The organism is Glutamicibacter mishrai, from assembly GCF_012221945.1.
Classification (GTDB): Bacteria; Actinomycetota; Actinomycetes; order Actinomycetales; family Micrococcaceae; genus Glutamicibacter; species Glutamicibacter mishrai.
The window spans coordinates 1,038,045-1,064,128 of sequence record NZ_CP032549.1; the positions used below are offsets into that span (position 1 = coordinate 1,038,045).

A 26,084-nucleotide genomic window follows, 5' to 3' on the forward strand; every position below is an offset into this window, starting at 1 on the left:
GTGCTCCTAGTGTGCGACGGCTGCCGCGCCGTGTTCGTCGATCAGGTGGCCGGTTTCGAAGCGTTCGAGGCTGAACGGGGCGTTCAGCGGGTGCGCCTCGTCGTGGGCGATGGTGTGGGCCAGCGTGAAGCCGGCGCCCGGGGTTCCCTTGAACCCGCCGGTGCCCCAGCCGCAGTTCACGTACAGGTTCTGGATCGGCGTCTTGGAGATGATCGGCGACGCGTCCAAGGTGGTGTCCACGATGCCGCCCCAGGTGCGCAGCACATGCGCCCGGGCGAAGATTGGGAAGAGCTCCACGGCCGCGGCCATCTGCTCTTCGATCACGTGGAAGGCACCGCGTTGGCCGTAGCCGTTGTAGCTGTCGATCCCGGCGCCCATCACCAATTCGCCCTTGTGGGCCTGGGAGACGTAGACGTGGATGTGGTTGGACATGACCACGGTCGGGTGCACCGGTTCGAACAGCTCGGAGACCAGAGCCTGCAGCGGGTGGGACTGGATCGGCAGTTCAAAGCCGGCCATTTCGGCCAGCACCGAGGAGTGCCCCGCGCCGGCCAGCGCGACCTTGCCGGCGTTGATGGTGCCGCGCGTGGTCTTCACGCCGGTGACCTTTTCGCCGTCCTTGATGAACCCGGTGACTTCACAGTTCTGGATGATGTCCACGCCCATTTCGTTGGCCTTGCGGGCGAAGGCCCAGGCCACGTGGTCGTGCTTGGCGATGCCGGCACGAGGCTGCCAGGTGGCGCCCATGACCGGGTAGCGGATGTTGTCGCTCACGTTGATGATCGGGCAGGCTTCCTTGACCTGGGAAGGGTCGAGCCATTCGGCGTCCACGCCGTTGAGCTTGTTCGCCTCCACGCGGCGCACCGATTCGCGCACATCGCCCAGGGTGTGGGCCAGGTTCAGCACCCCGCGCTGGGAGAACAGGAAGTCGTATTCCAGGTCCTCGGGCAGCTGCTCCCAGAGCTTCAGCGACTTTTCGTAGATGCCAGCCGATTCATCCCACAGGTAGTTGGAGCGAATAATTGTGGTGTTTCGGGCCATGTTCCCGCCGGCCAGCCATCCCTTTTCCAGGACCGCCACATTGGTGATGCCGTGGTTTTTCGCGAGGAAGTACGCGGTAGCCAGGCCGTGGCCGCCACCGCCGACGATCACAACGTCGTAGGACTTCTTGGGGTCCGGATTCGCCCACAGGAACTCCGGGTGCTCAGGCAGCAGATCAGCCACAGTGAATCTCCAATCTTCGACAGGACCGTATGAATGTATGAATTGCCGACAACTGATATATCAATCTGCGATTCACTGTATGATAGAACAGGAAACCCGGTCAATGGGTTCACGAAAATTACTTGGATGCTACGCACCACAGGAGGACTTCAGTGAGCGAATCCCTTTCCGATCGCGCCTACCAGATACTGCGCGACCGCCTGATCATGCTTGACATCGCCCCGGGCGAGCCGATCAACGAGGCCCAGCTGGTCCTCGAGCTGAACATCGGCCGCACTCCCCTTCGTGAAGCCCTCAAGCGCCTGGAAGTCGACCACCTGGTCCACTCCTACCCGCGCCGCGGCACCTTCGCCACCCGCGTCGACATCACCGAACTCGCCGCCATCACCGAAATGCGCCTCGCCCTGGAGCCACTCGCCGCCGATCGCGCCGCGGCCCTGGGCGGAGGCAGTGTGCGCCACGAGATCGAGCAGACCCTGCACACCATCACCACTTTCACCGGCGACGAGACCCGGCGCAATCTCATGGAGAACGATCTGGCCGTGCACCGCCTGATCTACCAGGCCGCCGCCAACCACCATCTCGAAGAGACCCTGATCCGGCTCGACAATCTCGCCACCCGCATCTGGTGCCTCACCCTGGATCGCCTTCCGAGCATTGACGCCCATATCGCCGAACACCAGGCCCTCCTCGAAGCGGTCCTCAATCAAGACCCGGAAACTGCCAGCACCCTGGCCCGCGACCATATCGCCAGTTTCGAAACTTCGGTGCGCGCCGTACTCTGACCGCCAGTTTCAGTCGCCAATCCCGCACCTGCTTTCAGCCTTGACCACCCGTCAAACCATCGTTTGACCTGTAACTTCATCATGCCCTAAAAGTTATCCACCTGCAATCAAAAACTCGAAGACATATTCGAACAACAGGCGTAAAGTAAGAATATGCCCGAAACAGTAAACTCCTCCGGGGATCAGCCCGACCCATCGCTTCACGGCAAGATCCAGGCCGTGATCGAAGAGCTGGAATCTGTACTGGCATACCGCGAAGAACATGGCACCAAGAGCCAGTGCGCTCAAGCCATCGCCGAGATCGAATCCGCAATTGCCACCTTGAACTATCATCAAGCAGCACTGAGCAATCAGCTCGAAATTGACGTGGTTCAATCCAATTCTGAAAAGAACCCCGGAAGCAAGGCACAGGACCAGCTCAACCGCGGCGCCGCTTCCGCCGTTGCACTTGCCCGCCGCTCCGATCCGCATGGCTTTCAAACGTATTTGGAGAACTGCCGGATTCTCTTCCAAAGCACTCCGCACTTGGCTGCTGCGTTCAGCCGAGGCGAATTCACCGAGGCGCAGATTCGGGCTATTCTCACCCCGCTGCATTCCGTCAAAGAAGAACGCCGAACAGAATTCGACGATTTTTTCGCCAAGAATCCAAAGATGTTTGAGAACCTGGGCAATAGGAAAATCAGTGACGCTGTCTACGACTTCACCCTGACCTACGCTTCGGACCAGCAGTGCAAAGAACAGAAATCAGCTGAGGAAAAGCGCTTCGTCAAATTCACGCCCAGTTCCCGCACCGGCATGATGCGGGTGAACGGCAGTATCCCCATCAGCGCGGGGATGGCGATGAAGAATGACATGAAAGCCACGGCTCGCAGCATCAAGGCAAAGGGCGATTCCCGCACCCGGGCGCAGATAGAGGCAGACTACTTCTCGAGTTTCTGCACCAACTCTGAGGCCAAAATTCCGCTCACCCTAACTCTTGGCTTGGTAATGACAGATAAGACGCTTTTTCTCGGCGATCGGAATCCCGCCCATCTGGAAGGCTACGGCGTCATTGCTCCCCAGTATGCCCGTGAGCTGGTTGCCGGTCAGGAGATCATGAACAACATGACTCTGGCTGACATGGCCGCCACTCGCTCACCGGCTTTCGTTGAAACGCTGGAAGCCACCGTGGAACTCATCCGCCTGTATACCGCACCGGGCGACAAGGAACTGATCGCGATGGATTCCAAAGCGAGGATCTTCCCGGAGAAAATGAAGAAATTCGTCAAAATACGCGACAGGCATTGCCGCACCCCATTCTGCGACGGAACGATTGAAGAAATCGACCATGTCACCCAAGCTTATTTAGGCGGACATACCTGCGTGATCAATTCCGACGGCCGTTGCAAGTTGTGCAACCAAGCCAAGGAAACCCCAGGATGGCAAGAATTCGTCCTCAAAAGCGGACCACATTCAATGCTGATCAACACCGGTATGGGCATCAAGTACCGGTCCACGGCACCTCCAGCGACCGGTTTTGCGCATAAGCCTTACCCACAGCACATGAGTGAAGCCGACTGGGTAAGCACATTTGAAGAATGGTTGAACCGGCCGCCGGACACGGGCAGCAGTCCGCCCGGCATCGAGGATATCCCCGCTTGACGGGATGAAAAAGATATTAGCCAGACCAGTTGCCACTATCGCCCCAGAAATGGGGCGATAGATAAGCTGCTGATTACAACTGGGATATCTTCGTGAAGATTACGCATAAGCACGAAGCCACTCGCTTCGAATGCATACCCCTAAGTAAGACATCCCAGTTGCAACCTCAAATACTTTGGCCAGCGACAGGCAATAACCACGAATCTTGCCGCCGCATAAAGCGGTCATAAGCAAAAATCACTTTCGCCCCAAAACCTGGTTTGCGCGGATTACGCCTCACAAAGTATCGACAAAACACCTTAACGACCGGCCAGCGGCAATACACTTTCCCAAGTTCAGTGTTATGAATCACCCACAGTTGCCCGCTTCAGGCCTGCGCTATGTTGCGCGCGACGCTGTTCGCGAAAAAGTCGCAGACGTCGCGCTCGACCTGTTCGTCGAACATGGGTTTGACGAGGTGACTATTGCGAAAATTGCAGAATCGGCGGGGTCATCCCCCGCAGTGTGCATCGTTATTTTGCGACCAAAGAAGATATGGTCATAGGTCCATTCGAAACGAACGGACCGCGTGTAAGTGATGAGCTGATCAAGCGACCAGCCGACGAACCGATCATGCAGTCATTGCACGGAGCCTACGCGGCGATGATTACCCGCGGCCCGCACCGCTCACGGGACAGGGCGGCCATGCGCCTCTTGGCAAGCACGCCCTCGCTTCGTGCGCGAAACACTGAAAAACACATGGTTTGGGCGGAACTATTAACACCGATCGTTGCCGAGCGGCTAGAAGGCAGCGACTCCCCGTTGCGCGCCAGCGTTCTGGTTCAGACAAGTTTGAGTGCGTTCCAATTGGCCTTGATGGCTTGGGCGGACGACGTGCAAGAACGCACGATCCTGGAATTGATTGACGTTGCCTTTGGCGACTTTGAAGCGGGTCGGAACTAGAGACTGAAGTAGCCACCTTGATCGCACGATCACGGCCACGATAAGAGCTCGATTAAAGCGTCGACGCAACCTCGAACAGCTTGGGATACAAAAAATCTCCTGGTCGCTTGACCAGGAGATTTTTATTGGATTTGGTGGAGGTAAGGGGATTCGAACCCCTGACCTTCTGCATGCCATGCAGACGCGCTACCAACTGCGCCATACCCCCAAAAGAGTTGGTTCCCTCGGTATCACTACCGCTGAACCGAGATAAAACTCTACCGGAGGTCCTGGAAAAACACCAAATCGGCCATCGGAGACGCTGATCACATCCAGCCTATTCAGAATGTCCCCGGCCGATGCAAGAATGATCTCGGAGCCGATCGGCTCCGCCAAGAAGTCAGTGAAAGGCGCGATCCCATGGCCATTGGAATGACCCCGTACCTTCGCTTCGCCGGTGATGCCCGCGAAGCCATGGAATTCTACAACGCAGCACTCGGCGGCGATCTATCGATGATGACCTTCCAAGAGGGCATGAACGATGGCAATCCCGCCACCGCAGATTTGATCATGCACTCGTCCCTCTTCCTGGAACGAGGCATCCACCTGATGGCTTCGGACACTCCTCCGAAGATGAACGTGACCGGCAACGGGGTGATCGCTTTGAGCAGTGATGCCACCGATGAGGCCGACAACGCGGTGCTGACCAAGTGGTGGGAGGCACTGTCTGCCGGCGCAACCATCGAAATGCCATTGGAGAAGGCCCCATGGGGCGACTCCTTCGGCCAGCTTCGCGACAAGTTCGGCGTGGTGTGGATGTTCAACATCTCCGCCGTGCAGGGTTAGAAACTAGTCGACCACGGTGTGTTCGTGGGCTGCGATTGCCTCGCGGCCCACGAGCAAGCCGACCTTCTTGGCCCGCGCCTGGGTAATCATGGCGATCAACAGGCCCAGCACTGCCAGGCCTGCGCCCACCAGTGATGGCGCGCGGTAGCCAAAGCCAGCCGAAATCACGGCGGCACCCAGGGCGGCGCCCAGGGCGTTGGCAACGTTCAGCGCCGAGTGGTTCAGTGAAGCGGCCAAGGACTGGGCGTGCGGCGCCGAGTCCATCAGCAGGGTCTGCAGGCTTGGAATGAGCAGCGAGCCCACGGCGCCCAGAACGAAGACCATGATCATGGTCGGAATCACCCAGCTGGCCACTGCCGCGAAAACCAGCATGGTCGCGGCCATTAAAACGCTTGAGAGCTTGATGGCGCCGAAGACCGACCAGTCCGCCAGGCGTCCGCCGATCAGCGAACCTACCACCATGCCCAGCCCATACAGGGCCAGGGCGATCGGGACGAGCGTGATCTTCAGGCCGGATTCCTCGGTCAGCGTCGGGGAAATGTAGGAATACACGGCGAAGAATCCGCCGAAACCAACGATGCCGGTGGCCATGGCCAGCCACACCTGAGGGCTTTTCAGCGCCGTGAGTTCGCGTCGGACGCTGGCGCCTGGTTCAGCCTTGCGCCATGGGACAAACAGCGTAATCAGTGCCGCGGTGAGCAAGCCGATGAACGCGACGATGTAGAACATGGAACGCCAGCCGGCCTGCTGGCCAAGCATCGTGACCAGCGGGACGCCGCCGACGTTGGCCACCGACAGGCCCAGCATCACCCAGGCGATGGCGCGCCCGCGCATGGTTCCGGGCACCAGGCTTCCTGCCAGCACGCCGGCCAGGCCGAAGTAGGCACCATGGGGCAACCCGGCAAGGAAGCGGGTGATCAGCATGGTGTTGTAGTCAGGCGCGAAAGCCGAGGAGAGGTTGGCCAGGGTGAAAAAGAGGATCAGCAGCTGCACCGCGCGCTTGCGCGGGATCTTGGCAGCCATCGCGGTGAGCACCGGAGCGCCGACCACCACGCCAATGGCGTAGGCGCTGATCATCAGCCCCATCTGCGAGTTGCTGACGTCGAGGTCGAGGGCGCCCTCCTGGAGCAGGCCCATCATCGAAAATTCGGTAACGCCGATGCCGAAGCCGCCCATGGCCAGTGCGAGGATCGCCAATAGTAATTTTCCGCCGGATAGGTAGGCAGTCATTCAGTTCTCAATTCTAGGCTGTTGCTTGATCGCGGCATCCTCGACGCTCTATTTCCATCGTAGTGACTGTGGACAATCGCCGGGGCACTTCTCCAGCTGAAAATTACGAATCCCACAGTATTTTGTGCCACTGTTTAAGTCCTATGTCTCATGCATCGCCCCAACGCCTCTCGGCCTCGCTGATTATCGCGAGGATCTTCTTCGTCCTGCTTTGCCTAGCGCTGGCGGGGCTGATGGTATTCCATCAGCAGATCCCCGACGTACTGGGTCTTGGCCTGGTCGTGGATAATCTCGCGCCTTGGGCGGGGCTGGGGATACCGGCGCTGTTCCTGATCGCGCTGGTGTTGCGCGGGCGCTCCAGCTTCATCGGGCTCCTGGTCCCGGTGGTGGTGTGGGCGGTGCTTTTTGGCAGCAGCTTCATTCCGCACACCCAGCGCGCCCCCGAGACGGCGCTTGAGGTGGCCACGCAGAATGTCCACGAGTCTGCCGGGGTGCAGGCGGCGCGCGAACTGGCTGATTCCGGCGCGCAGGTGATCACCTTGCAGGAGATCGGCGAGGGGCAGGAAGACCAGATCAGCGCGGAGCTGGCCAAGTCTCACCCGTACAAGTACATGGTGAGCACCGTGGGTGTATGGAGCGCGTACCCGTTGAAGAACGCCCAGCCGCTGGATCTGGGCCTGGGCTGGAACCGGGCGCTGCGCGTTGACGTGAGCACCGATCACGGGGATGTGCGGCTCTATGCGGTGCATGCCGCCTCGGCCCGTCCCACCGGGCACGATGAGCGCGATGCGATGCTCGCCTCGCTGGCCAACTATGTGCAGTCCGATGACTCGGCCAAGATCGTGGCCGCCGGGGATTTCAACGCCACCAGCACCGACCGGCATTTCGCCCCTGTCGCCCAAGCGCTGGATGAAGCGCAGTACAGCGAATGGGGTCTGGCGATGACCTGGCCGCGTTCGCCCTTCCCGGTATTGGGGATCGATCACGTGATGCTGCGCGGGGTGGAGTCGGCGAACCTGCAGCGTGCGGAGATTGGCGACTCGGACCACTATGCCCTGCAGGCCACCATCGATCTGGGCAGCTAGGTTCAGCCCAGCCCGGTTTGGCGCAGGGTGATGTTGATCCGCCCGGCGCCCAATTGGCAGCCGGCTGGCGCGGTGCCGGGGTGGATTTTCGTGACCCCGTGGTAGGCGAAGCGGGCCGGCCCGTCGAAGATGAACAGGTCCCCGGAGGCCAGGTACAGGTCCTGCCATGGCCTGTTCCGGTTCTCGGTATTGCCTAGGCGGAAGGTGGCCGAGTCGCCGATCGACAGTGAAACCACCGGGGCGTTGATGCGCTCTTCGGCATCCTGGTGCATGCCCATGGTGGCTTGATGGTCGTAGAAATTCACGATGGCGGCGTCCGGGAGGTAGCTTGCGGCGCGCTGGGCATCACCGGTGGCTTCAGCCACAGCTTGCTGGCCCAGACGCACCAGCCATTGTTCCATCGGTGCTACCGGTGTACCGCCGAGGTCGTCGGCGGTTTTTGAATATCGGTTCGGGCTCCAATGCCAGCCCAAACTCAGTGATTGCACACTCATGGGATAACCATTGATGTGCGTTTGGTGGGGCGGGACGGGTCCGTGTCCCCACTGGAAAAAGCGTGCGACGATCCAATCCTGCGCGGCCGGGGATAGCCAGCCGGGCAGATGCCACGCTCCGGGACGCACTTGTCCCCCGGTGCGGGCCAAGGCGCTGTCATCAAAAAGCGATTCCATGCACCCAGCGTGCCCGTTGCAGGCATCGGTCGGCAAGCTCCTGCGTATTCGCTCACTGAATTTGGCAGGTTGCCGGCCCAGTGCCTTGCAACACTACCTACGTTATGGTCCTCGTGTTTCATCCCGCCGACTCGAAGATTTCAAGAAGGTTAACCTTTGGCCCGAAACCGAGTTATTCCGCTGGAAACATTTGCGATACCTACGGGAAAAGCGGGGGCCCTACTCTTGGAAGAACCCACACATTCCAAGGAGCATCCCATGTCATTCAGGAAAAACCGGCAAGGATCGAGGCAGTCATGATCGGCATCGACCTCGAGCTTTCCCAATGCATGGTGCTGATCGCAGGCAGCCTATCCGCCAGCAGCACCACCGCCGAGCGCTTCCGCGCCGAAGGCTGCACGCTGCTGTTCGCCGAGGATGCGCCCCAGGCACTGGAGCAGCTTGGCCAGGCAGGATTGCTGGTGATCTGCGATCCCGACCCGCAGCGTTTCGAGCAGGTAGTTGCCGCCGCGAAGGTGCCGGTGCTGCGCGCCGCCCCGTCGACTGCCACCGGGTCGATCACCTTGCTCGGCGGCGGACCGGGCGCCCTGGACCTGATGACACTGCGCGGGGTGCGCGCGCTGGCCGAAGCCCAGGTGGTGTTCGCCGATCGGCTTGGCCCCAGCGAGCACCTGTCGGTGCTGGCTCCGCATGCGAAGATCATCGACGCCGGCAAGCTGCCCGGGCACCACAAGCTGACCCAGCGCCAGATCGAGGCGATGATGATCGAAGCCGCCCAGGCCGGCGCCAAGGTGGTGCGCCTGAAGGGTGGGGATCCCTTTGTTTTCGGCCGCGGGTTCGAAGAGGTCGCGGCCGCTACCGCGGCGAAGATCCCGGTGAGCGTCATTCCGGGGCTCAGTTCCTGCATCACCGTGCCGGCCGCCGCCGGGATTCCGGTGACCGCCCGCGGCGTGAACACCATGTTCACCGTGGTCTCGGGGCACGACCCGCTGACCACCGGCCAGCTGGAGCACCTGGCCAAGCTCGGCGGCACGATCGTGATCCTGATGGGCATGGGCACCATCGAGCAGACCGTTTCGGGGCTGCTGCAGGTGGGCATGCCCGCGGATATGCCGTGTGCCATCGTGCAGTCGGGGACCACGCAGGTGCAGAGCACCTCCCATGCCCCGCTGTCCAAGCTGGCTGCAGCGGCTCGCTCCCATTCAAACCCCGCAGTGATCGTCATCGGCGAGGTGGCAGACCTGCCGCAGTCACTGCTGAACGCGGCGCCGCACACGAGCGCCGAACCTATTTTGGAGAACGCCTGATGAATATCGCCAAGCCCTTGGCCGGATTCCGCATCGCCGTGACCAGCGATCGACGCTCAGCAGAACTGATCGAAGCCTTCGAGCGGCGTGGCGCCGAGGTCACCCACACCCCATTGCTGCGCCTGGCCCCGCTGGATGACGAGCAGCAGCTGCTGGCCCAGACCCGCAAGCTGATCGAGGCGCGGCCCCAGGTCGTGGTGATCACCACCGCCTATGGGCTGCGGCGCTGGCTGGATACTGCCGAGGCGGCCGGGATCGGCGACGATCTGATTACCGCTTTCAGCCAGTCAGAGCTCTACGTCCGCGGTTCCAAGGCCCACGGTTCGGTCCGGGCCCAGGGCCTGGAGCCGGCCGGGGTGGCCAAGGATGGGCGCAGCTCCTCGCTGCTGGAAATGCTCAAGGACAAACTGGCCGGGGCGACCGTCGCCCTGCAGCTGCACGCCGATTCGGATCATGGCATGCCGCAGCAGCTGCGCGAGCTCGGAGCCAAGCGCGTGATCAAGGTCGAACCGTACCGCTGGCAGGACACCAGCAGCGACGCCGGGATTTCCGCCCTGGTCGAAGGGCTATGCGCGGCGCACTTCGACGCGGTGACCTTCACCAGCGCCCCGAGCGTCCATGCTCTCTTTGCCGCCGCCACCGCGCGCAACCGGCTTCCGGCCCTGCAGCGTTCCTTGGCCGAGCGCGTGGCTATTGCCACCGTTGGGCCAGTGACCGCTTCCCCGCTGGAAGATGCCGGCATCGCCCCACTGGTCCCGGAACGCCACCGCATGGGTGCGATGATCGGGCAGCTGGTCGAGCACCTCGGTTCGCTGGGGACCTTGCAGGCGCAGACCGTGCACGGGCAGGTGCAATTGCGCGGCCGGACGCTGTCCATCGAAGACCAGAACTGCGAGCTGACCCCGGGCCAGGCCGAATTGGTGCGCGCGCTGATCGAGGCCGGCGGCAGCGTGCTCTCCCGCGACGAGCTGGGTGCCGCCCTGCCCGAAGTCAGCTCCCGGCATGCGCTGGATATGACGCTCAGCCGGCTGCGCCGGGCCCTGCCCCAGCCGGAAATCATCACCACCGTGATCAAGCGGGGCTACCGGCTGAACGTCTAGCGGGCTTTTTCGCCTCCGGTTACGTAGGATCGTGACCATGGTTTCAATTCAGGTTGCCGGCGAGGCATTGGTCGACATCGTCAATTCCGTGGCCCACCCCGGCGGTTCCCCGCTGAACGTCGCGGTTGGCTTGGGCCGGCTCGGCCATGAGGTCACGCTGGCCACCGATCTTGGCACCGACGTGCACGGCGAACTGATCGCGGAGCACCTGCGCGGCTCCAAGGTACGGCTGGCCGAAGGCTCGCAGAGCGATGCGCCGACCTCGACGGCCACAGTGGTGCTTGATAGCTCTTCCAACGCCAGCTATGAGTTCGAGCTGAACTGCGCCTTGCAGCACCTGCGCGCCAGCGATGCAAAGCTGCTGCATACCGGGTCGATCGCGGCCTTCCGCTCGCCCAGCGCCGAGAAGATCCTTGAGGTTTTTTCCGCCTCGCCGCAAGGACAGCTGCGCAGCTATGATCCGAATCTTCGCCCGGCGCTGGTTGAGGACCGGGCGCAGGCATTGGGAACCATCGAGAAGCTGTGTTCCCTGTCCCACGTGGTCAAGCTCAGCGACGAAGATGCGATGTGGTTATACCCGGGCTGGGATACCGACCGGGTCTTGGAACATATCCTCGGCCTTGGGGCATCATTGGCCGTGATGACCTTTGGCGCCCGCGGTGCCGAAGCGCACACCCGCGGCTGCGAGGTGGCAGTCCCTTCGCTCTCGGTGGCGACCGTGGATACCGTCGGTGCGGGCGATGCCTTCATGGCCGGCCTGCTGCATGCGATCTTCGCCTCGGACCTGGCCCAGAGCCTGATTAATGGCAGCAAGATCGACCGCGCCGAATTGGAGGCCGCCTTGCAGATCGCCGCGGCGTGCGCCGGAATGACGGTGGCCCGCACCGGCGCCAATCCCCCGAGCTTGAGCGAGCTTGATGAGTTCATGGCTGCGGCCGGACGTTAGGGAGGATCCATGGGCAGCAAGGTCCCGGCAGCCGATAACACCCTGCGGATCCTGCGCCTTTTGGCCAGCAGGAATTCCCCGACCCCGGCGGCGATGATCGCCACCCTGCTGGACTTGCCTCGTTCCAGCGTCTACCAGCTGCTCACGGTGATGAGCGAACGGGGATTTATCACCCATTATCCAGAGGACAAATCCTACGGTTTGGGGGTTGCGGCTTTCGAGCTTTCCAGCGCCTACACCCGCCAAGAACCCCTGGCCCGCCTAGGCGCGCCGCTGATCGCGCAGCTCGTGGACAAGGTCGGCGAAAGCGCCCATCTGGCGATCCTGCACGGATCGGATGTGCTGTATATCGTGGAGGAACGCGCCAAGGGCCGACCATCCCTGGTCACCGATGTCGGCGTCCGCCTGCCTTCGCACCTGACCGCCTCGGGACGAGCCATTTTGGCGGCCCTGCCCAAGTCCCAGGTCAGGGCGCTGTACCCGAATGCCGCCAGTTTTTCGGATCGGGTGGAGCACTCCTCGATCACCAGCTATTCGCAGTTGCGTCGCGAGCTCGAGCAGTGCTCCCAGCGCGGTTATGCGGTGGAGCGCGGCGATGTCACCGAGGACTTCCACTCTTTGGCCGTGGAAATCCGGGATTCCAACCACTGGCCGGTGGCTGCCGTGGCGGTGACCTTCTTGGCCGATCGGGTGCCCGAAGAGCGGTGGGACGCTTTGCTGGCGCAGATCCGCTCGACCGCAGACCAGATCACCGCGAGGATCCAGGGACGGCGTTCGCAGTAGGCCGCCAGACGAACGCTGGCTTGGCCTAGAGCAAATGCTGCTCCAGGTATTGTTCTGCATCGTTGAAAACAACGCGTCCCAGGGCGCCGTTGACGATCGGCAGCTGGGGCGGAACATGGCCGCATTCGACATTGGCGATGAGTGGAATATCCAACATGCCAAGGGCATCTACGACAGCTTCATGCTGGGTCAGAGTCGGCGAATCCGGTGCACTGGTGCGCCCGATGAGCACGGCCTGCGCTCCGTCGAAAAGTCCCGCCATTCGTAGTCCATGAAGGTGGCGGCAGATTGTCGTGGCCTCGACGCTGGAAGCTTCGACATAAACGATCAGAGCATCATCGTCGTCCTGGCGCAGCGCTTGGGAATCAAAATTGCCGGTGCCGGTGAGATTGGCGAGGGTTTCGATGCATCCGCCGATGAGCCTTCCGGTTGCATGCACCGCGCCCCGCCCGCTATCCAGTCGCTCCCAGCGTCCAGAACCATTCCATTGGTGTTCAGTGGCCTTCGGGTCGACTTCCCAATCGTCCCAGTCGCTGGCTCGGTAGAGACCAGGCGACGATTGCCGGAACGATGATCCTGCGGGCAGTGACGCGATCTCAATCCATGATTTGAGGGCTTCCGGAACCTGATAGGGCGTGTCCATCAAGTTGCTGCCATGAAGAGTCGCCATACCCGTGCGCAAGGTTATCGGGGTGAGCAAGGTCGAGATGTCGGAAAAACCGACAAACCATGTTGGTTCTGCTTCGGCGAGCGCGTCGAAGTCGAGCAGGTCAATGATGTCGATGACGGTCACTCCGCCCCATGGCGGCACGACTGCACGGATCTTCGGGTCCAGCAACATCCGCATCAGTTCGTCGGCACGTTCCTTCGCAGGTGCGCTGATATGCGAAGATCCGTCCATGCACCGGCCAATGACGACGTCGAAACCTTTGGCGCGTAGTTCTTCGACGGCAAAGTCCAGACGGCCGATCAATTCTTCAGGGACACCGCTGGAAGGCGAGGTCACTCCGATTTGATCTCCTGGAAGCAGAGGACGGGGGTATCGAATCTTCATGACCTCATCCTTGCATGCCATCTCGGTCAGTTGGTATCGATTTTAGATACCGAACCATGGGCGTGCCTGATTCAAACCTGAAATAACCGGGGCGGTTTCTGCTTCCGGTATCCAGTTGCTTGAATCAAGGCGGAGCCGGTCTGAGATAACAACATGTCCATCTAGAACATCTCTCGAAATACCGTCGTGAACGTACCCAAGACGACGAGAGGCTCCTTGCGACCCTGCGTTGTCTTGGAATACCTCCGTCAACGCTGAATCTGCACCTAGCTCTTCAAACGCCAGCGTCAGGATGGCTTTGCGAGCTTCAGTTCCGATGCCTTGCCTGTGGAATTCAAGACCCAGCCAAGATTCCGTTTTCACTTCGCGTAAGACGGCAAAGTTTTGTGCTTTTAAGGTCGCGATACCTACCGGTTGGCTACCAAGGAAAACACCGAACTCCAGCGCCCAACTTTCGATTCTCCACGTACTTCTGCGCCCCCAATGTTGTTGCATCACATAGAGCGCACGTTTGTTGGCCGGGAGGTCTGTCCATGGGGTCAAGAATGGTTTCTGGCCGGGCTCGTGAACGCCTTTGGCCGCGATCTCAGCCAGCGCAACGAGTTCTTCCTCATTTGGGACCCGAAGCTCCAGCCGCTCCGTTGTTAGCTTCAGGTCCGCTAGGGGCCAGTATTTGTTTGACACTTTGTCAGTATATGGTTCTTGTCCAAAGCGTTGGTCTTGCGGTAATCGGACAATTGGCTATTGCCGCCGTGTACCCATTACTCGTCTTGCTATGCCAGCTGCAATTCACCGCGACCGAACGAGAAGTTCTCGCACCTTGGAGCCTTTCGCCTCGGTCTAGCGCAACGGACGACGCACAAGATAACCCAATCTGAAATACCGGACAGGACTGCTGATAGCAAGGTATCCAGGCTCCGGCACATGGCCAATGATGTAAATAGTTAGCTAGGTTACATCGTTAGGAAAGATCATGAGCCACGAAGCCCGCGTTGTTCGCGCCCCACGAGGCACCACCTTGAATGCCAAGTCGTGGGCTACCGAAGCCCCCTTGCGCATGCTGATGAATAATCTCGATCCCGAGGTGGCTGAGCGTCCCGAGGACCTCGTGGTTTACGGCGGAACTGGCAAAGCCGCCCGCTCATGGGAAGCTTTTGATGCCATCGTCGAAACGCTCAAGGATCTGGAAGATAACGAAACGCTATTGGTCCAGTCCGGCAAACCGGTGGGCGTGTTCACCACGAACAAATGGGCGCCCCGAGTGCTGATCGCGAACTCCAACCTGGTCGGCGACTGGGCCAACTGGGAGCATTTCCGGAAGCTGGAAGCCGAAGGGCTGATGATGTACGGGCAGATGACAGCTGGCTCGTGGATCTACATTGGCACGCAAGGCATCCTGCAAGGCACCTACGAAACCTTCGCCGCCATCGCAGCCAAGCGGTTCAACGGCTCCCTGGCCGGAACTCTCACCCTCACCGGAGGATGCGGAGGCATGGGAGGTGCCCAGCCGCTAGCCGTCACGCTCAACGGAGGCGCCGTGCTGATTGTTGACGTCGACGAGTCGCGGCTGCGCCGCCGTGCGTCCAAGCGTTACCTGGACGAAGTTGAGTTGGATCTCGATGCGGCACTGCAGAAGGTTCTTGCCGCCAAAGCCGAGAACCGGCCTCTCTCCGTTGGCTACGTTGGCAATGCAGCCGAGATTTTCCCGGCCTTGCTCAAGCGCCATGAGGCCGGAGAATTCTCCATCGATATCGTCACCGATCAAACCAGCGCTCATGATCCGTTGAGCTACCTGCCACCTGAATACTCTGTGGAGCAATGGCAGGCCGAAGCCGCTGCGGATCCGGTGGGCTTCACCAAAAAGGCACAGTCCGCCATGGCCACTCATGTTGAGGCGATGGTCGGCTTCCAGGATGCTGGCGCCGAAGTCTTCGATTACGGAAACTCGATTCGCGATGAAGCACGCAAGGGTGGCTTCACCCGCGCCTTTGAATTCCCCGGATTTGTTCCCGCATATATCCGCCCGCTGTTCTGCGAGGGCCTCGGTCCGTTCCGCTGGGTTGCGCTTTCTGGCGACCCCGAGGACATCAAGGTCACCGACCAAGCGCTCAAGGAGCTCTTCCCGGAGAACGAACACTTGCACCGTTGGCTCGATGCAGCCGAGGAACATGTTGAGTTCGAAGGGCTGCCTGCGCGAATTTGCTGGCTGGGCTACGGCGAGCGCCACAAGGCCGGCTTGCTCTTCAACCAACTGGTCGCCGAAGGCAAGGTATCAGCGCCGATTGTCATCGGACGCGATCACCTGGATTCCGGATCTGTCGCTTCGCCGTACCGGGAGACTGAAGCCATGAAAGACGGCAGTGACGCTGTCGCTGACTGGCCGTTGCTCAACGCGCTGACTGCGGCAAGTTCGGGTGCTTCATGGGTTTCAATCCACCACGGTGGCGGAGTCGGAATGGGCCGCTCTATCCATGCGGGTCAGGTATCTCTGGCGGACGGCAGCGAGCTGGCCGCGGCCAAGCTTGAAGCCCTGCTGACTAACGATCCCGGCATGGGAGTTATCCGGCACGTAGATGCCGGCTACGAACGCGCTGAGGAAGTCGCCGCGGAGCGATCCGTGCGCATTCCGATGAAAGGCAAGTAGCCATCTCTTGTGGTTCGCGTGTAATTCCTGTTCAACAGCCGGCAATGCACGCGAGCCCCCTTGATTTGATGCACGAACGGGCGAAAATGGTCACTGACTTGGGTGTCGTAAACGCAATCTTAACGTGACATGGCGACTACCTCGGAGCTTATGATTAAGCCTTGTAGGTCATTTTCTGCCTGCATAGCGTGGGTCAAGTCAGGAACGACCGACCCACGGAGGACATCATGTCTGAGCAGGATTCAAACGAGCAGTTCGGAAATTTCGAGAACAGCCAGTCGGAAGAAAACAGCGGCTACGGCTCGTCAAATGACCAGCAGAACAATGAAGGCCAGTCTTACGGCGGTGGCAACGAAGAACAGTCGTACGGTGGCGGCAACGAGCAGTCCAGCCAAGACTCCTTCGGCGGCGGCGACAACGAAGAGCAGGGCTTCGGCGGTCAGGGACAGAGCGAAGGCTTCTAGTCTTCAACGCTATGACTGATCAATGCTCGTAGCATCGGTCCAAAATTCAGCAGCTCCATCTGCTGCAGAATGAAGTCCATACAGAGAAATCGCTGTTCCCCTTCTCAGGAAGGGGAACAGCGATTTCTCTGCTTTCCGAGTTAGTCATGCAGGATCAGCGCAATCAATGCCCATTTATGGTCGTCGCGTTTCAGCACTGATGAACCAAGCCTGTTGCTCCAAGTCGGCAATGTACTGGTGCAAGATATCAGCAGTTGTGGGATCTTCTTCGTCGACAGGATCGTGCACGTCGCGGATAACACCGACAGTGCTCTGAATCGCCTTGACTACCAGGTCAACGGCATCCGTCGTCAAAATCTCGGTAGTGACCGGCTGTTCCAGTTTTGTAAACTCGCTGATCGTCGAAGCTAGTCCGTCAGGTGTGGCGTGCAACGCCCGCATGCGCTCGGCAATTTCATCCGATCCCTTACGAGCAATGCCAACGATTTCGTCCAGGTTCTGATGCAGGTCCCGGAAATTTGGGCCAACAACGTTCCAATGGATCTGTTTGCCGACAAGCTGCAGATCCAGCAGCTGGACGAGCACTGATTGCAGAGAGTCCCTAAGAGTCTGCGATGCGATGAACCCGCGCTCTGCATTTTCTTTCGTCGTTTTCTTCGCGGTGGTCTTTTTGATGTCCGTCATGACATCTCCCTTGCATTGAAGTTGACGTGGCTGGCATCTGTTGATTTCCGATGCCACTTCTACGCACGCTACGTCCGTGCTCGTCCCATGGCGAATCAACTTCTTCTACTGGCAGGGAATGTGCAGGCCACGTACATTCGATGCAAAGGTTACGCAACGTTGGCGAGTACATCTGTACTCGCCAGCGTTTTTATGCACCTGCGTCGGTGCCACCATGTGGGTGGTCCAACGAAGACGGGCCGACTATCAATCTGAATACTCCCCAGCACATGGCCAGGCCGCCCCAAATGATACCGAGCCACATTGGAGTCACACCTTGTACATCATTGCCAGGCGTGACAAGAATGAACAGGAGAAACAAGGCGACGATGAGTCCGCCGCCAACAACGAGACCTAGTCCGAGAGATTTCTTTGGCATCTTTCACTCCAGCGATTCTTCAACCATGAATGAACCGGCAAGACTAGCGAGTCGCATTTTCGTCTATCGCTTGCTTGCGAGTCCTCTGACGTTTGGGCCCACATTGCCTCCTCAGTGTGCGCGCTGGCGCACGGTATATCCGTTAGCAACAGGGTAGGCCTGTTTCGGGCGCAACTCCAGAGCAACCTGACTAGACAATATGCGCCTGGAAGCGGCTATCTCGGCCAGTATTTTCAGCCCGCCGTGCATTTGGCTTCGCTCCGCAGGAGAATGGTAGGTAGGCTCACACGAGCCTGAGGATAATTTGCCGACACGACAGGATGAACATGTATTCTCGCCTCGCCAAAAGCTGTGGGCTAGCGCTCTCGACCGGCCTGATGGTCCTCGCTCTTGCAGGGTGTGTGAGCATCGAGTCCTCCAACGATGAGCAGAGCTCTTCTTCCGCGCCTGCCCAAAGCGCTACCCCTATCGAAGGCACTGTCACCCCTAGCGCCAAGAACCCTGACGGCGAAGCCACCGGTACTGCGACCGTCCCGAAGGAAACCGCCGCAAATTCCTACGATCAGACCTTCCGGACCATTGAATCCAAAGCCACTGAGAAAAAGTGCTCCGGCAAAATGACCATCAGCGGCGATGGAGAGATTCTCAAACTCATCGGCAATTGCCAGCAGGTGGAGATTGCCGGAACCGGAAACATGATCATCGGCGGGCGCATCAAAGATCTTTCGATCTCCGGTGCCGGGAATATCGTGGCCGTTAACAACATCGAGAACGTCAGCGTCAGCGGAGTGGGCAACTCAGTGGCTTGGCGCAACGATAACGCCTCGACAGAAGACGCCGGACAGTCGAACCGCCTCGGTTCCGATGCTTTGGACGGCGTGGAGTTGGGCTACTAATTATATGATCTGCAGTGTCCGGTATTTCGGACACTACACTTTGCTATCTGCCGTCAGACCATCCCCGCTGCCGAACAATAGAAGTTAGATACTTCTTAGTTCCGTAGTGATTGGATTTGATTGCCATGGCTTCTGCCCCTCAAGTAACCCTCGGCCTTAGCGGCGCCAGCGCGGACGACGTTATCGCTGTTGCCCGCCATGAAGCCCAGATCAGCATTTCAACGCAAGTACTTGAGGAGCTCGCTTCAGTCCGTGCCCACATTGACGCCCTGGCCTCGGCGGATACTCCGGTTTATGGAATTTCGACTGGCTTTGGTGCCCTGGCCACCCGCCATATCGCTCCTGAAGACCGCGCCAAGCTCCAGCGTTCACTCATCCGATCGCACGCTGCCGGAATGGGCGAACCAGTGGAACGAGAAGTCGTTCGCGCACTGATGTTCTTGCGGGCCAAGACCCTGGCATCAGGCCGCACCGGCGTACGCCCCGTAGTGTTGGAAACCATGGTTGCGCTGTTGAACGCAGGCATCACCCCGGTCGTTCGTGAATACGGGTCGCTGGGATGTTCCGGTGATCTCGCCCCGCTCTCGCACTGCGCGCTGGTGCTGATGGGCGAAGGCGAAGCCACCGACCGCCGGGGTGTCCAGCGCCCAGTACCCGAACTTCTCGCAGAAGCCGGCATCACCCCGGTGGAATTGGCGGAAAAGGAAGGACTGGCACTGGTCAACGGCACCGACGGAATGCTCGGGCAGTTGCTGATGGCATTGGTCGATCTGGAAGAGCTCGCCGATATTGCTGACGCCACCGCAGCCATGAGCGTCGAAGCCCAGATGGGCACCGCCCAGGTATTCCGGCCAGAACTCCACGAGCCTTTGCGCCCACACCCAGGCCAAGGCTGCAGCGCAGCAAATATGTATGCATTCCTGGCTGAATCCCCCATTGTGAATTCCCACCGCGAGGGTGATGGACGAGTACAGGATGCCTACTCACTGCGCTGCTCGCCACAGGTCACAGGCGCCGTGCGCGACACCATCGCCCACGCTCGCCTGGTCGCTACCCGCGAGCTGGCCGCGGCCATCGATAATCCTGTCGTTCTGCCCAGTGGCGAAGTCACCTCGAACGGAAACTTCCACGGCGCCCCCGTGGCCTATGTTTTGGACTTCTTGGCCATTGCCGTCGCCGATTTGGGCTCCATCGCCGAACGACGCACGGACCGGATGCTTGATCCTGCACGCTCGCGCGACCTTCCGGCTTTCCTCGCTGATGATCCCGGAGTGGATTCGGGCATGATGATTGCCCAGTACACCCAGGCCGGGCTGGTTGCGGAGAACAAGCGCCTCGCCGTGCCAGCCAGTGTCGATTCCATTCCGTCTTCGGCGATGCAGGAAGACCACGTCTCCCTTGGCTGGCACGCGGCACGCAAGTTGCGAACTTCGGTGGCCAACCTGCGCCGCATCCTCGCGATTGAAATGCTGATCGCCTCTCGCGCGCTTGATCTCCGTGCTCCGCTTCAGCCTGGTGCAGCCACCGGTGCCGTCCTCGGATTGCTGCGCACCAAGGTGGCAGGTCCTGGCGAAGACCGTTTCTTGTCCGCTGAATTGGAAGCCGCGTACGAATTGCTGGCTAGCGGCCAAGTCCATCGAGTGCTTGAAGAGCACCTCCCTGCATAGCAATGGGCTGCGGTAGTAGTTTCCGTCGAGGAGAAGTTTCCCGGATGCAAGGAGCGTAAACTTGTTTACCGGGAAACTCCCTACCTCTTGTGAAAGACACTTCTTATGCAACGCACCATGTTCAAGTCCAAGATCCATCGGGCAACCGTTACCCAAGCCGATCTGCACTACGTCGGCTCAGTGACCGTCGACTCCGATTTGCTGGCCGCATCGGACATCTTGCCTGGAGAACTGGTGAGCATCGTGGACATCACCAATGGTGCACGTTTGGAGACGTACACCATCGCAGGCGAGCCTGGCAGCGGTGTCATTGGCATCAACGGCGCAGCAGCACACCTGGTTCATCCTGGCGATCTGGTGATCTTGATCAGCTATGCGCAGATGGAAGATGCCGAGGCTCGCAGCTACGTCCCTAGCGTGGTTCATGTGGATGCCGACAACCGCATCATCCACCTCGGAGATGATCCTGCCGAGGCTGTCGCCGCGGATGTGCAGACTCCCCCGTTCGCACAGCTACGCGGCCACTAACCAGCAACGCGGAACAGCTTGATCGCTCAACGGCTTCATGGCAATGGATTTCATTGCCATGAAGCCGTTTTGCATCAATGGGAGAGTCGAGATTCTATAGCTGGCAGTCCGCTTCGGGGCATCCTTGCCAGGTCTTGGAGAAGTAGCCGACTATCTGCAAGGTATGCCGAAGCGGGTAGAACTCGTCGATGCCACCGTGTATAGCTTTGGCGGATTCTTCCACCGCCAGTTCGAAGAAGCGGCAGACTTCTGCGTAGTTCCAAACCGCTGCGGTGAGCTCGATCAGTTCCGGGTGAGTCAGCATGCGAGTAGGCTGCATGCCAATGTCGATCAGAGTATTGAAAACGAAGTCTTCCGTCAGCTCATGGTCCTCTCCGCAATCGCACCATTTGATGCCTCGGCTGGGCATATCCCAGGCATCCACGGAAGTCTGGGAAGAAATCATCCATTCGGGAAGGCTTCCCTCGGAACCGGTATCTTGTGCCATCGTCATGTCCGCCTTTCTCGCCGATCAGATGTCCCCAATGTAGGCTGCGGCTCCGACACTTTGGACGTGCCAACTCTTTGGTTGTTGCCTGTTGCGCCTAGTGTTGACATAGTTCAAGTGATCAGCAGCAAGCCAATGCCCACCGAGTCCTTTTCAGGAGTTTTCCGATGAATACACGGTCCCACCCGGACTCCAGCGATGGTGCCGCGCACCGTCAGTGGAACGAACTGCTCCAAGAAATGCGCGTCATGCAAACCGGTGTGCAGATCCTCGCAGCATTCCTGGTAGTGCTCCCTTTCCAAGCCCGATTCAACATGCTGAACCGGCCCGAAGAGATGATCTACATCGTGCTCTTGGTCGCGGCGACGCTCCTGATCCTCCTGATGATCACCCCGGTCGCAGTCCACCGATTTTTCTTCGGCCAGCGGCTCAAGGAACAGACCGTCAGCCTGGGGCATGCCGTGCTGAAAATCGTGGGCATCGGCGTAGGCCTGCTGGTCTCTGGCTGCGTCTGGTTTGTCCTGCAGGTACTATTCGGCTGGCAACTAGGCGCATCCGTTGGCGGCGGGCTAGTCGTCGTGACCTTGTTCCTGCTGGTGGCACTGCCGCGCATCCTGCGTCCGGAACACGCGAAGGATGCTGACTGACCTGCGCTAGCTGTGGTTCATCCGATCCACATGCCTGAGCATCAGCTTCATCGGAAGGTGCCTGATCGCTCTGGGCAGCCAGCGGGTGGCGAATCGTGCAACAGCAATTGTCCTGTTGTTGCGCCGGAGGACCTTCTCGCCCAGTTCAAACCCGAACGCCTCGCGCACCGCTGCCGGCAGCTGGGCAATGGTGACGTCCCGCATCAGCGGCAGGCCGGCTCGAATCCACCACGGTGCCTCGGGCGCGGTAAAAAGTTCTTCGGCAAGCTGGCGGGTTTGATCGGTGACTCTCACCTTTGCCAGCGTCTTCTCCAAATAGAGGTCGAAGTCGTGCAGCGTTGCGGGCCAATAGTCCACCGGCATCTGCAGGGCATCACCCAGCAGCGAATAGTGCTGATATAGCCCTTCATCGAGAGCGAGGTCGTCGCTCAAGATCTGCTCCGCGATGACACGTGCCGAGTCGAAGAGGGTGGCGGCAACCCAGAGTTGAAGCCGGGGGTCCAGGGCCGAATAGGCCGGAGTCCCAGCGGTTTCGTTGCGGGTTCCACGAACGTCCTGATGCGCCTTGTTGACGTAATCAATCATCGTGCGCTGCTGTTGGGCAGTGCCGTTGCTCAAGGCGTAGATATAGCCGAGCGTATGGATGAGGCGACTGAGCGGGTTGCTGGCGAAGTCGGAGTGCTGGGCGATAGCGGTGCCGATTTGGGGGTGGGCCAGTTGCATCAATATCGCTCGTCCGGCCCCGAGCAGCAATCCGGCTTCTGGGGCAACGCGGGAGAAAGTGGTTGTTCCATCAGTTTTTCCTGCGTTCGGGCCCATGTTCTCGATTCTAGATCTTCAGGCTGTGCTGCCGCTTTAAGCAGCACGGTGGATGCCGCCACGTCCTTTGCGACGTGAGAGCATCCACCGTGTTTGCTGCAGCTGCTGTCCTACTTCGTTGCCGAGGTGAACATCGACGGCTGCAGCTCGGTCACCTTCAGCGACTTCAGCTTCGCGGTGCCACCGTTGGCGAAGACGCCAAGCTGGTCGGCCCCCGCATTAGGGAAGACCTGGTCGGTCAGGGTTCGCTGGCCCTTCTGGGCGAAGACTTCCACCGAGGAACGGTCGAGGTAAACCCGCAGGGTCACTTCCCCGTTGCTGTTCAGCTTGACCGGCATCTCTTCAACCGAGGCAAAGGCAGGATGGAATCCGACATTGCCCGAGTTGCTGCGGTCGACATAGACCTTTTTGCTGTCCGCGTCGTAGCCGATCACCGTGGAGTTGTTGGCATCGCCATGAACGGTGATGCCCGAGGTCTTGGCGGTGCCGGGATCAAGGACCACGTCGACTTGCGCGATGGATCCAGCTGCTTGCTGTGGCAGCGTGCGGGTTCCCTCGGTGATGGTCTTGCTGGTTTCCAGGTACTTCGGCTTGCCGCCGAGCTTGCTGACCTGTTTCACTGGCGCCTGGGTCAGGCGGGGACCTTCAGCGGTTTGAGTCAGGCCCACCTTGCGCGGCAGCGTCATGGCGCTGCGCCATGGCGAGGTTGGAATGTCGTTGGCGTAATCCCAGTTGTTCATCCATCCCAGCATGATGCGCTGGTCCTGCGGCATGTTGCCGAAGGACACGGTCGCATAGTAGTCGCGCCCGTAGTCCAGCCAGTCGTAGTTTTCCAGGGATGACTTGGCCGCGGTATTGGACTGGGTGAATTCGTCGGCCAGGATGTGGCCCCAGCCTTCCTTGTTGTTATCGACAATTTCGATTTGGGCCTGCTTGCCGGCGAATTCCTTCACGTTCCATGAGGCAAAGTCCAGGCTCTCGCTGTCCGTACCCGTGGCCGTACGCACCGTCTTGTCATCCACCACCAGGTTGACGGTGGTTTCATCGGAGCGCGGAACGACTTCTTCATCGGTTTGCACGAGGTGATCCAGGGTCAGGTGGCCCCAGCCGCCGGTGGCCTGGTCCACGACCCGGATCTGGGCTTTCTGCCCTGCATAGCTGGCGGTGTCGAAGGACTTCCAGTTCATCGCACCAGCGTTGTCACCGGCCAGGGACTGGACCACGTCGCCGTTGACCATCAGCTGGACTTCAAGTTTTTGGCTTGGATCGTTGCGCCGGTGTCCGCCGCCGATCAGCATGCCGATCCGCTGCTTGGTGATGGTGAATTCCGGTGACGTTGCGGTGCCCATCAGGTCATCGCCGCCACCGCCGGCTTCCCAGGTGTTGATGACATGGCTACCGATGGCCATGTTGCCGCCGCCGGCGAAGGGCAGGTTCTCTGGAACCAGCGAGCCGGTTCCACTCCAGCCGAATTCTGACAGGTCGGAGCCTTCTGGGACTTCGAATCCGTCGAAGAGCAAGTCGCCTGCCGGGGCCTTGTTATCCCGCTTGTCGCTGACGCGTGCATGCTTGCCGCCACCGACCAGGAAGTTCAGGTAGTCGTGGTCTACGGTGAACGGGTCGGAGAGCATGGTGCCTGTTGGCTGGTCAAAGCCAAGGAAGGAATTCACCAGTCCTGCGCCCTGGTAGCCGGTGACTTCTTGTTGCCCCGGAACGGTTCCGGCCACTGGCTTGGTTCCGAAGGGCCCTGTCTGGTCGCTGTTCGGATCGTTGGTGACGCTCCAGCCGTCGTAGGTGCCGTCGTTGAACCCGGCCAGCAGTTCGCCTTCCGGCATGGTGGGCGCTGGCTTGGTGGTTTCCGAGGTGAAGGTGGTGCCGTCGAAGTCGCCGACGAAGTATTGGCCGGCGGAACCGCCGGAGACGCCGCCCGGGTTCATGTTGATGACCATGACCCATTTGACGTTGTTCGGGTCGCCATCGACTGCCAGTGGGAACAGATCCGGGCATTCCCAGACGCCGCCGGTGGCGTTGGCCGGGCCGAATTCGCTGAGCTTGGTCCAGTCCTTGAGGTTCTTGGACTTGTAGAGCACGGCCTTGTGATCGGTGGCTTCCACCGCCGTCATCACCCAGTAGCCCTGGCCGTCTTTGCCGGTGTACCAGAAGACTTTGGGGTCGCGGAAGTTGGCCGAGTTGCGGTTGAGCACTGGGTTGTTCTTGTATTTGGTCCAGGTCTGCCCGTCATCCAGGCTGTAGGCCAGGGATTGCGCTTGCAGTCCGGCATGTTCGGATCCTGCCTTGTATGCGCTGGTGTAGACGGCAATCAGTGGCGGATTCTTGGCGGTGCCAAGCCCTGAGGTGTTATTGGCGTCTACGACAACGCTGCCCGAGAATACGTCTTCTTCTGCATCGCCCGCAATGGCCAGGGGCTGTTGTTCCCAGTGCACCAGGTCCTTGGAGGTGGCGTGCCCCCAGGACATATTTCCCCAGACATTGCCTTTGGGATTGTGCTGGAAGTACAGGTGGTAGACGCCCTTGTAATAAACCATGCCGTTGGGGTCGTTCATCCAGTTCTTTTCTGGGCTGAAGTGGATCCCGGGACGGTAGGGTTCATCGCCCAGTTCTGCGGCGGCAGCTGGCATAGCGCTGATTAGCCCCGCGCCCAAGCACAGGCTGGCGGCGGTGACAAGCGAGATCGATTGCTTAGTTCGAGCAGTACATTGAGGCATTGCTGGACTCTCTGGTTGAAGGGCGACGTTGTAGACAACGTTGTCGACAGCAAGGACTGTAAGCGAAGTCCAGCAGACAATTCAAGAGTCCCCGAAAAGTATTATTTTACAGGTCAGAGGCTATTTTTGGCATGACAATTAGCCCCACCAGCCACCGCTGGCGAGGCTATGTCCTGGCTCTATGACCTGCTATTCGACCGGGCGCAGCCAGGTCAATTCCGAGGCGTCTCCTTCGATATGCTCGGCGAGTTCGCCATTGAAGACCGCACCGTAGTCGGCCGTAATGTGCTCCTGGAATGCCTGCTCGTCGGCGTAGATCTCGAAGACGAAGTATTCGCGTGGCCGTTCTTCGCGTACGTAGGGAAGGAAGAGGATATTCCCTGGTTCTTCGCGCACCTTCTGCGCAAGTTCATTCATCATTTCTGCCACGCGTGCTTCACTGCCTTCCTTGACAGTGAATTCTGCATAGAGGGTCTTCTGTTCCACGGATTATCCTTCCATAGCGGGTGAG

General features: G+C 59.9%; 27 protein-coding genes and 1 tRNA gene. 16 read left to right on the plus strand and 12 right to left on the minus strand.

Features of this window, described 5'->3' with window-relative positions:
* Positions 1 to 6: 6 nt before the first annotated feature.
* A complete protein-coding gene (locus D3791_RS04905) occupies positions 7 to 1,224 on the minus strand; it encodes a sarcosine oxidase subunit beta family protein (protein ID WP_172511450.1) in 1,218 nt (405 codons plus the stop codon).
* 206 nt (positions 1,225 to 1,430) lie between these two features.
* Here D3791_RS04905 and D3791_RS04910 point away from each other — a divergent pair, with 206 nt between their 5' ends.
* The 4 genes from D3791_RS04910 (at position 1,431) to D3791_RS04920 (ending at position 4,592) form a co-directional block, all read left to right on the plus strand.
* Complete coding sequence (locus D3791_RS04910) at positions 1,431 to 2,009, plus strand: GntR family transcriptional regulator (RefSeq protein WP_081638157.1); 579 nt, start codon at positions 1,431 to 1,433, stop codon at positions 2,007 to 2,009.
* 153 nt (positions 2,010 to 2,162) lie between these two features.
* Positions 2,163 to 3,650, plus strand: coding sequence for a DUF222 domain-containing protein (locus tag D3791_RS04915; RefSeq protein ID WP_172511451.1), 1,488 nt, complete (start codon positions 2,163 to 2,165; stop codon positions 3,648 to 3,650).
* Between the two features lie 343 nt (positions 3,651 to 3,993).
* Positions 3,994 to 4,194 carry a TetR/AcrR family transcriptional regulator gene (locus tag D3791_RS16890; protein WP_216847361.1) on the plus strand — a complete coding sequence of 67 codons (201 nt, stop codon included), beginning with the start codon at positions 3,994 to 3,996 and terminating at the stop codon, positions 4,192 to 4,194.
* Positions 4,155 to 4,592: an acyl-CoA-like ligand-binding transcription factor gene (locus tag D3791_RS04920; RefSeq protein ID WP_246242343.1), complete on the plus strand. Its 438-nt coding sequence runs from the start codon at positions 4,155 to 4,157 to the stop codon at positions 4,590 to 4,592. The genes D3791_RS16890 and D3791_RS04920 overlap by 40 nt, the downstream gene beginning before the upstream one ends.
* A 132-nt stretch (positions 4,593 to 4,724) precedes the next feature.
* Here the strand turns inward: D3791_RS04920 and D3791_RS04925 are convergent.
* Positions 4,725 to 4,800, minus strand: a tRNA-Ala gene (locus tag D3791_RS04925).
* Positions 4,801 to 4,991: 191 nt separating this feature from the next.
* Here D3791_RS04925 and D3791_RS04930 point away from each other — a divergent pair.
* Positions 4,992 to 5,417 (plus strand): VOC family protein, encoded by a 426-nt coding sequence (locus D3791_RS04930; protein ID WP_172511452.1) that lies wholly within the window; start codon positions 4,992 to 4,994, stop codon positions 5,415 to 5,417.
* Positions 5,418 to 5,420: 3 nt separating this feature from the next.
* On the opposite strand, the gene D3791_RS04935 is transcribed toward D3791_RS04930, so the two are convergent.
* Positions 5,421 to 6,647, minus strand: a complete 1,227-nt coding sequence (locus tag D3791_RS04935; protein WP_022876057.1) for an MFS transporter — start codon at positions 6,645 to 6,647, stop codon at positions 5,421 to 5,423.
* Between the two features lie 143 nt (positions 6,648 to 6,790).
* On the opposite strand from D3791_RS04935, the gene D3791_RS04940 reads away from it, so the two are divergent.
* The gene (locus tag D3791_RS04940) at positions 6,791 to 7,732 is read left to right on the plus strand and encodes an endonuclease/exonuclease/phosphatase family protein (RefSeq protein ID WP_172511453.1); all 942 of its coding nucleotides are present in this window, start codon (positions 6,791 to 6,793) and stop codon (positions 7,730 to 7,732) included.
* Between the two features lie 2 nt (positions 7,733 to 7,734).
* Here the strand turns inward: D3791_RS04940 and D3791_RS04945 are convergent, their stop codons facing one another.
* The gene (locus D3791_RS04945) at positions 7,735 to 8,403 is read right to left on the minus strand and encodes an alpha-ketoglutarate-dependent dioxygenase AlkB family protein (RefSeq protein WP_172511454.1); all 669 of its coding nucleotides are present in this window, start codon (positions 8,401 to 8,403) and stop codon (positions 7,735 to 7,737) included.
* Positions 8,404 to 8,699: 296 nt separating this feature from the next.
* Here D3791_RS04945 and cobA point away from each other — a divergent pair, with 296 nt between their 5' ends.
* The 4 genes from cobA to D3791_RS04965 are packed head-to-tail and all read left to right on the plus strand — an operon-like array spanning position 8,700 to position 12,539.
* Entirely contained in the window at positions 8,700 to 9,710 is a 1,011-nt protein-coding gene (cobA, locus tag D3791_RS04950) for a uroporphyrinogen-III C-methyltransferase (protein WP_172511455.1), read from the plus strand.
* A complete protein-coding gene (locus D3791_RS04955; RefSeq protein WP_172511456.1) occupies positions 9,710 to 10,810 on the plus strand; it encodes a uroporphyrinogen-III synthase in 1,101 nt (366 codons plus the stop codon). Before cobA ends, D3791_RS04955 begins: the two co-directional genes overlap by 1 nt.
* Positions 10,811 to 10,847: 37 nt before the next feature.
* On the plus strand, positions 10,848 to 11,756 hold the full coding sequence (locus tag D3791_RS04960; RefSeq protein WP_172511457.1) for a carbohydrate kinase family protein: 909 nt from the start codon (positions 10,848 to 10,850) through the stop codon (positions 11,754 to 11,756).
* A gap of 9 nt (positions 11,757 to 11,765) precedes the next feature.
* The gene (locus D3791_RS04965) at positions 11,766 to 12,539 is read left to right on the plus strand and encodes an IclR family transcriptional regulator (RefSeq protein WP_172511458.1); all 774 of its coding nucleotides are present in this window, start codon (positions 11,766 to 11,768) and stop codon (positions 12,537 to 12,539) included.
* A 25-nt stretch (positions 12,540 to 12,564) separates the two neighbouring features.
* Here the strand turns inward: D3791_RS04965 and D3791_RS04970 are convergent, their stop codons facing one another.
* Together D3791_RS04970 and D3791_RS04975 are read right to left on the minus strand one after the other, a co-directional pair.
* Positions 12,565 to 13,593, minus strand: coding sequence for a S66 family peptidase (locus D3791_RS04970; RefSeq protein WP_172511459.1), 1,029 nt, complete (start codon positions 13,591 to 13,593; stop codon positions 12,565 to 12,567).
* Positions 13,594 to 13,635: 42 nt separating this feature from the next.
* A complete protein-coding gene (locus D3791_RS04975) occupies positions 13,636 to 14,277 on the minus strand; it encodes a GNAT family N-acetyltransferase (RefSeq protein WP_172511460.1) in 642 nt (213 codons plus the stop codon).
* A gap of 289 nt (positions 14,278 to 14,566) precedes the next feature.
* On the opposite strand from D3791_RS04975, the gene hutU reads away from it, so the two are divergent.
* Positions 14,567 to 16,237, plus strand: coding sequence for a urocanate hydratase (gene hutU, locus D3791_RS04980; protein WP_172511461.1), 1,671 nt, complete (start codon positions 14,567 to 14,569; stop codon positions 16,235 to 16,237).
* 227 nt (positions 16,238 to 16,464) lie between these two features.
* Positions 16,465 to 16,701, plus strand: coding sequence for a hypothetical protein (locus D3791_RS04985; RefSeq protein WP_172511462.1), 237 nt, complete (start codon positions 16,465 to 16,467; stop codon positions 16,699 to 16,701).
* A gap of 174 nt (positions 16,702 to 16,875) precedes the next feature.
* On the opposite strand, the gene D3791_RS04990 is transcribed toward D3791_RS04985, so the two are convergent.
* On the minus strand, positions 16,876 to 17,385 hold the full coding sequence (locus tag D3791_RS04990) for a Dps family protein (protein WP_172511463.1): 510 nt from the start codon (positions 17,383 to 17,385) through the stop codon (positions 16,876 to 16,878).
* 190 nt (positions 17,386 to 17,575) lie between these two features.
* On the minus strand, positions 17,576 to 17,803 hold the full coding sequence (locus D3791_RS04995) for a hypothetical protein (protein ID WP_172511464.1): 228 nt from the start codon (positions 17,801 to 17,803) through the stop codon (positions 17,576 to 17,578).
* Between the two features lie 326 nt (positions 17,804 to 18,129).
* Between D3791_RS04995 and D3791_RS05000 the strand changes: the two genes are divergently transcribed.
* The 3 genes from D3791_RS05000 (at position 18,130) to panD (ending at position 20,894) form a co-directional block, all read left to right on the plus strand.
* Positions 18,130 to 18,699, plus strand: a complete 570-nt coding sequence (locus tag D3791_RS05000; protein ID WP_172511465.1) for a DUF3060 domain-containing protein — start codon at positions 18,130 to 18,132, stop codon at positions 18,697 to 18,699.
* Between the two features lie 125 nt (positions 18,700 to 18,824).
* Entirely contained in the window at positions 18,825 to 20,366 is a 1,542-nt protein-coding gene (gene hutH / locus D3791_RS05005; RefSeq protein ID WP_172511466.1) for a histidine ammonia-lyase, read from the plus strand.
* 105 nt (positions 20,367 to 20,471) lie between these two features.
* Entirely contained in the window at positions 20,472 to 20,894 is a 423-nt protein-coding gene (gene panD / locus D3791_RS05010) for an aspartate 1-decarboxylase (RefSeq protein ID WP_172511467.1), read from the plus strand.
* A 94-nt stretch (positions 20,895 to 20,988) separates the two neighbouring features.
* On the opposite strand, the gene D3791_RS05015 is transcribed toward panD, so the two are convergent.
* A complete protein-coding gene (locus D3791_RS05015) occupies positions 20,989 to 21,387 on the minus strand; it encodes a hypothetical protein (RefSeq protein WP_172511468.1) in 399 nt (132 codons plus the stop codon).
* Positions 21,388 to 21,548: 161 nt separating this feature from the next.
* Here D3791_RS05015 and D3791_RS05020 point away from each other — a divergent pair, with 161 nt between their 5' ends.
* The gene (locus tag D3791_RS05020; protein WP_172511469.1) at positions 21,549 to 22,028 is read left to right on the plus strand and encodes a DUF6328 family protein; all 480 of its coding nucleotides are present in this window, start codon (positions 21,549 to 21,551) and stop codon (positions 22,026 to 22,028) included.
* A 6-nt stretch (positions 22,029 to 22,034) separates the two neighbouring features.
* Here D3791_RS05020 and D3791_RS05025 read toward each other — a convergent pair whose 3' ends face one another.
* The 3 genes from D3791_RS05025 to D3791_RS05035 form a co-directional block, all read right to left on the minus strand.
* Positions 22,035 to 22,847, minus strand: coding sequence for an oxygenase MpaB family protein (locus D3791_RS05025; protein ID WP_172511470.1), 813 nt, complete (start codon positions 22,845 to 22,847; stop codon positions 22,035 to 22,037).
* A 110-nt stretch (positions 22,848 to 22,957) separates the two neighbouring features.
* Entirely contained in the window at positions 22,958 to 25,573 is a 2,616-nt protein-coding gene (locus D3791_RS16820) for a GH32 C-terminal domain-containing protein (RefSeq protein WP_425483145.1), read from the minus strand.
* 189 nt (positions 25,574 to 25,762) lie between these two features.
* Positions 25,763 to 26,059: a putative quinol monooxygenase gene (locus D3791_RS05035; RefSeq protein WP_172511471.1), complete on the minus strand. Its 297-nt coding sequence runs from the start codon at positions 26,057 to 26,059 to the stop codon at positions 25,763 to 25,765.
* Between the last annotated feature and the right edge of the window lie 25 nt (positions 26,060 to 26,084).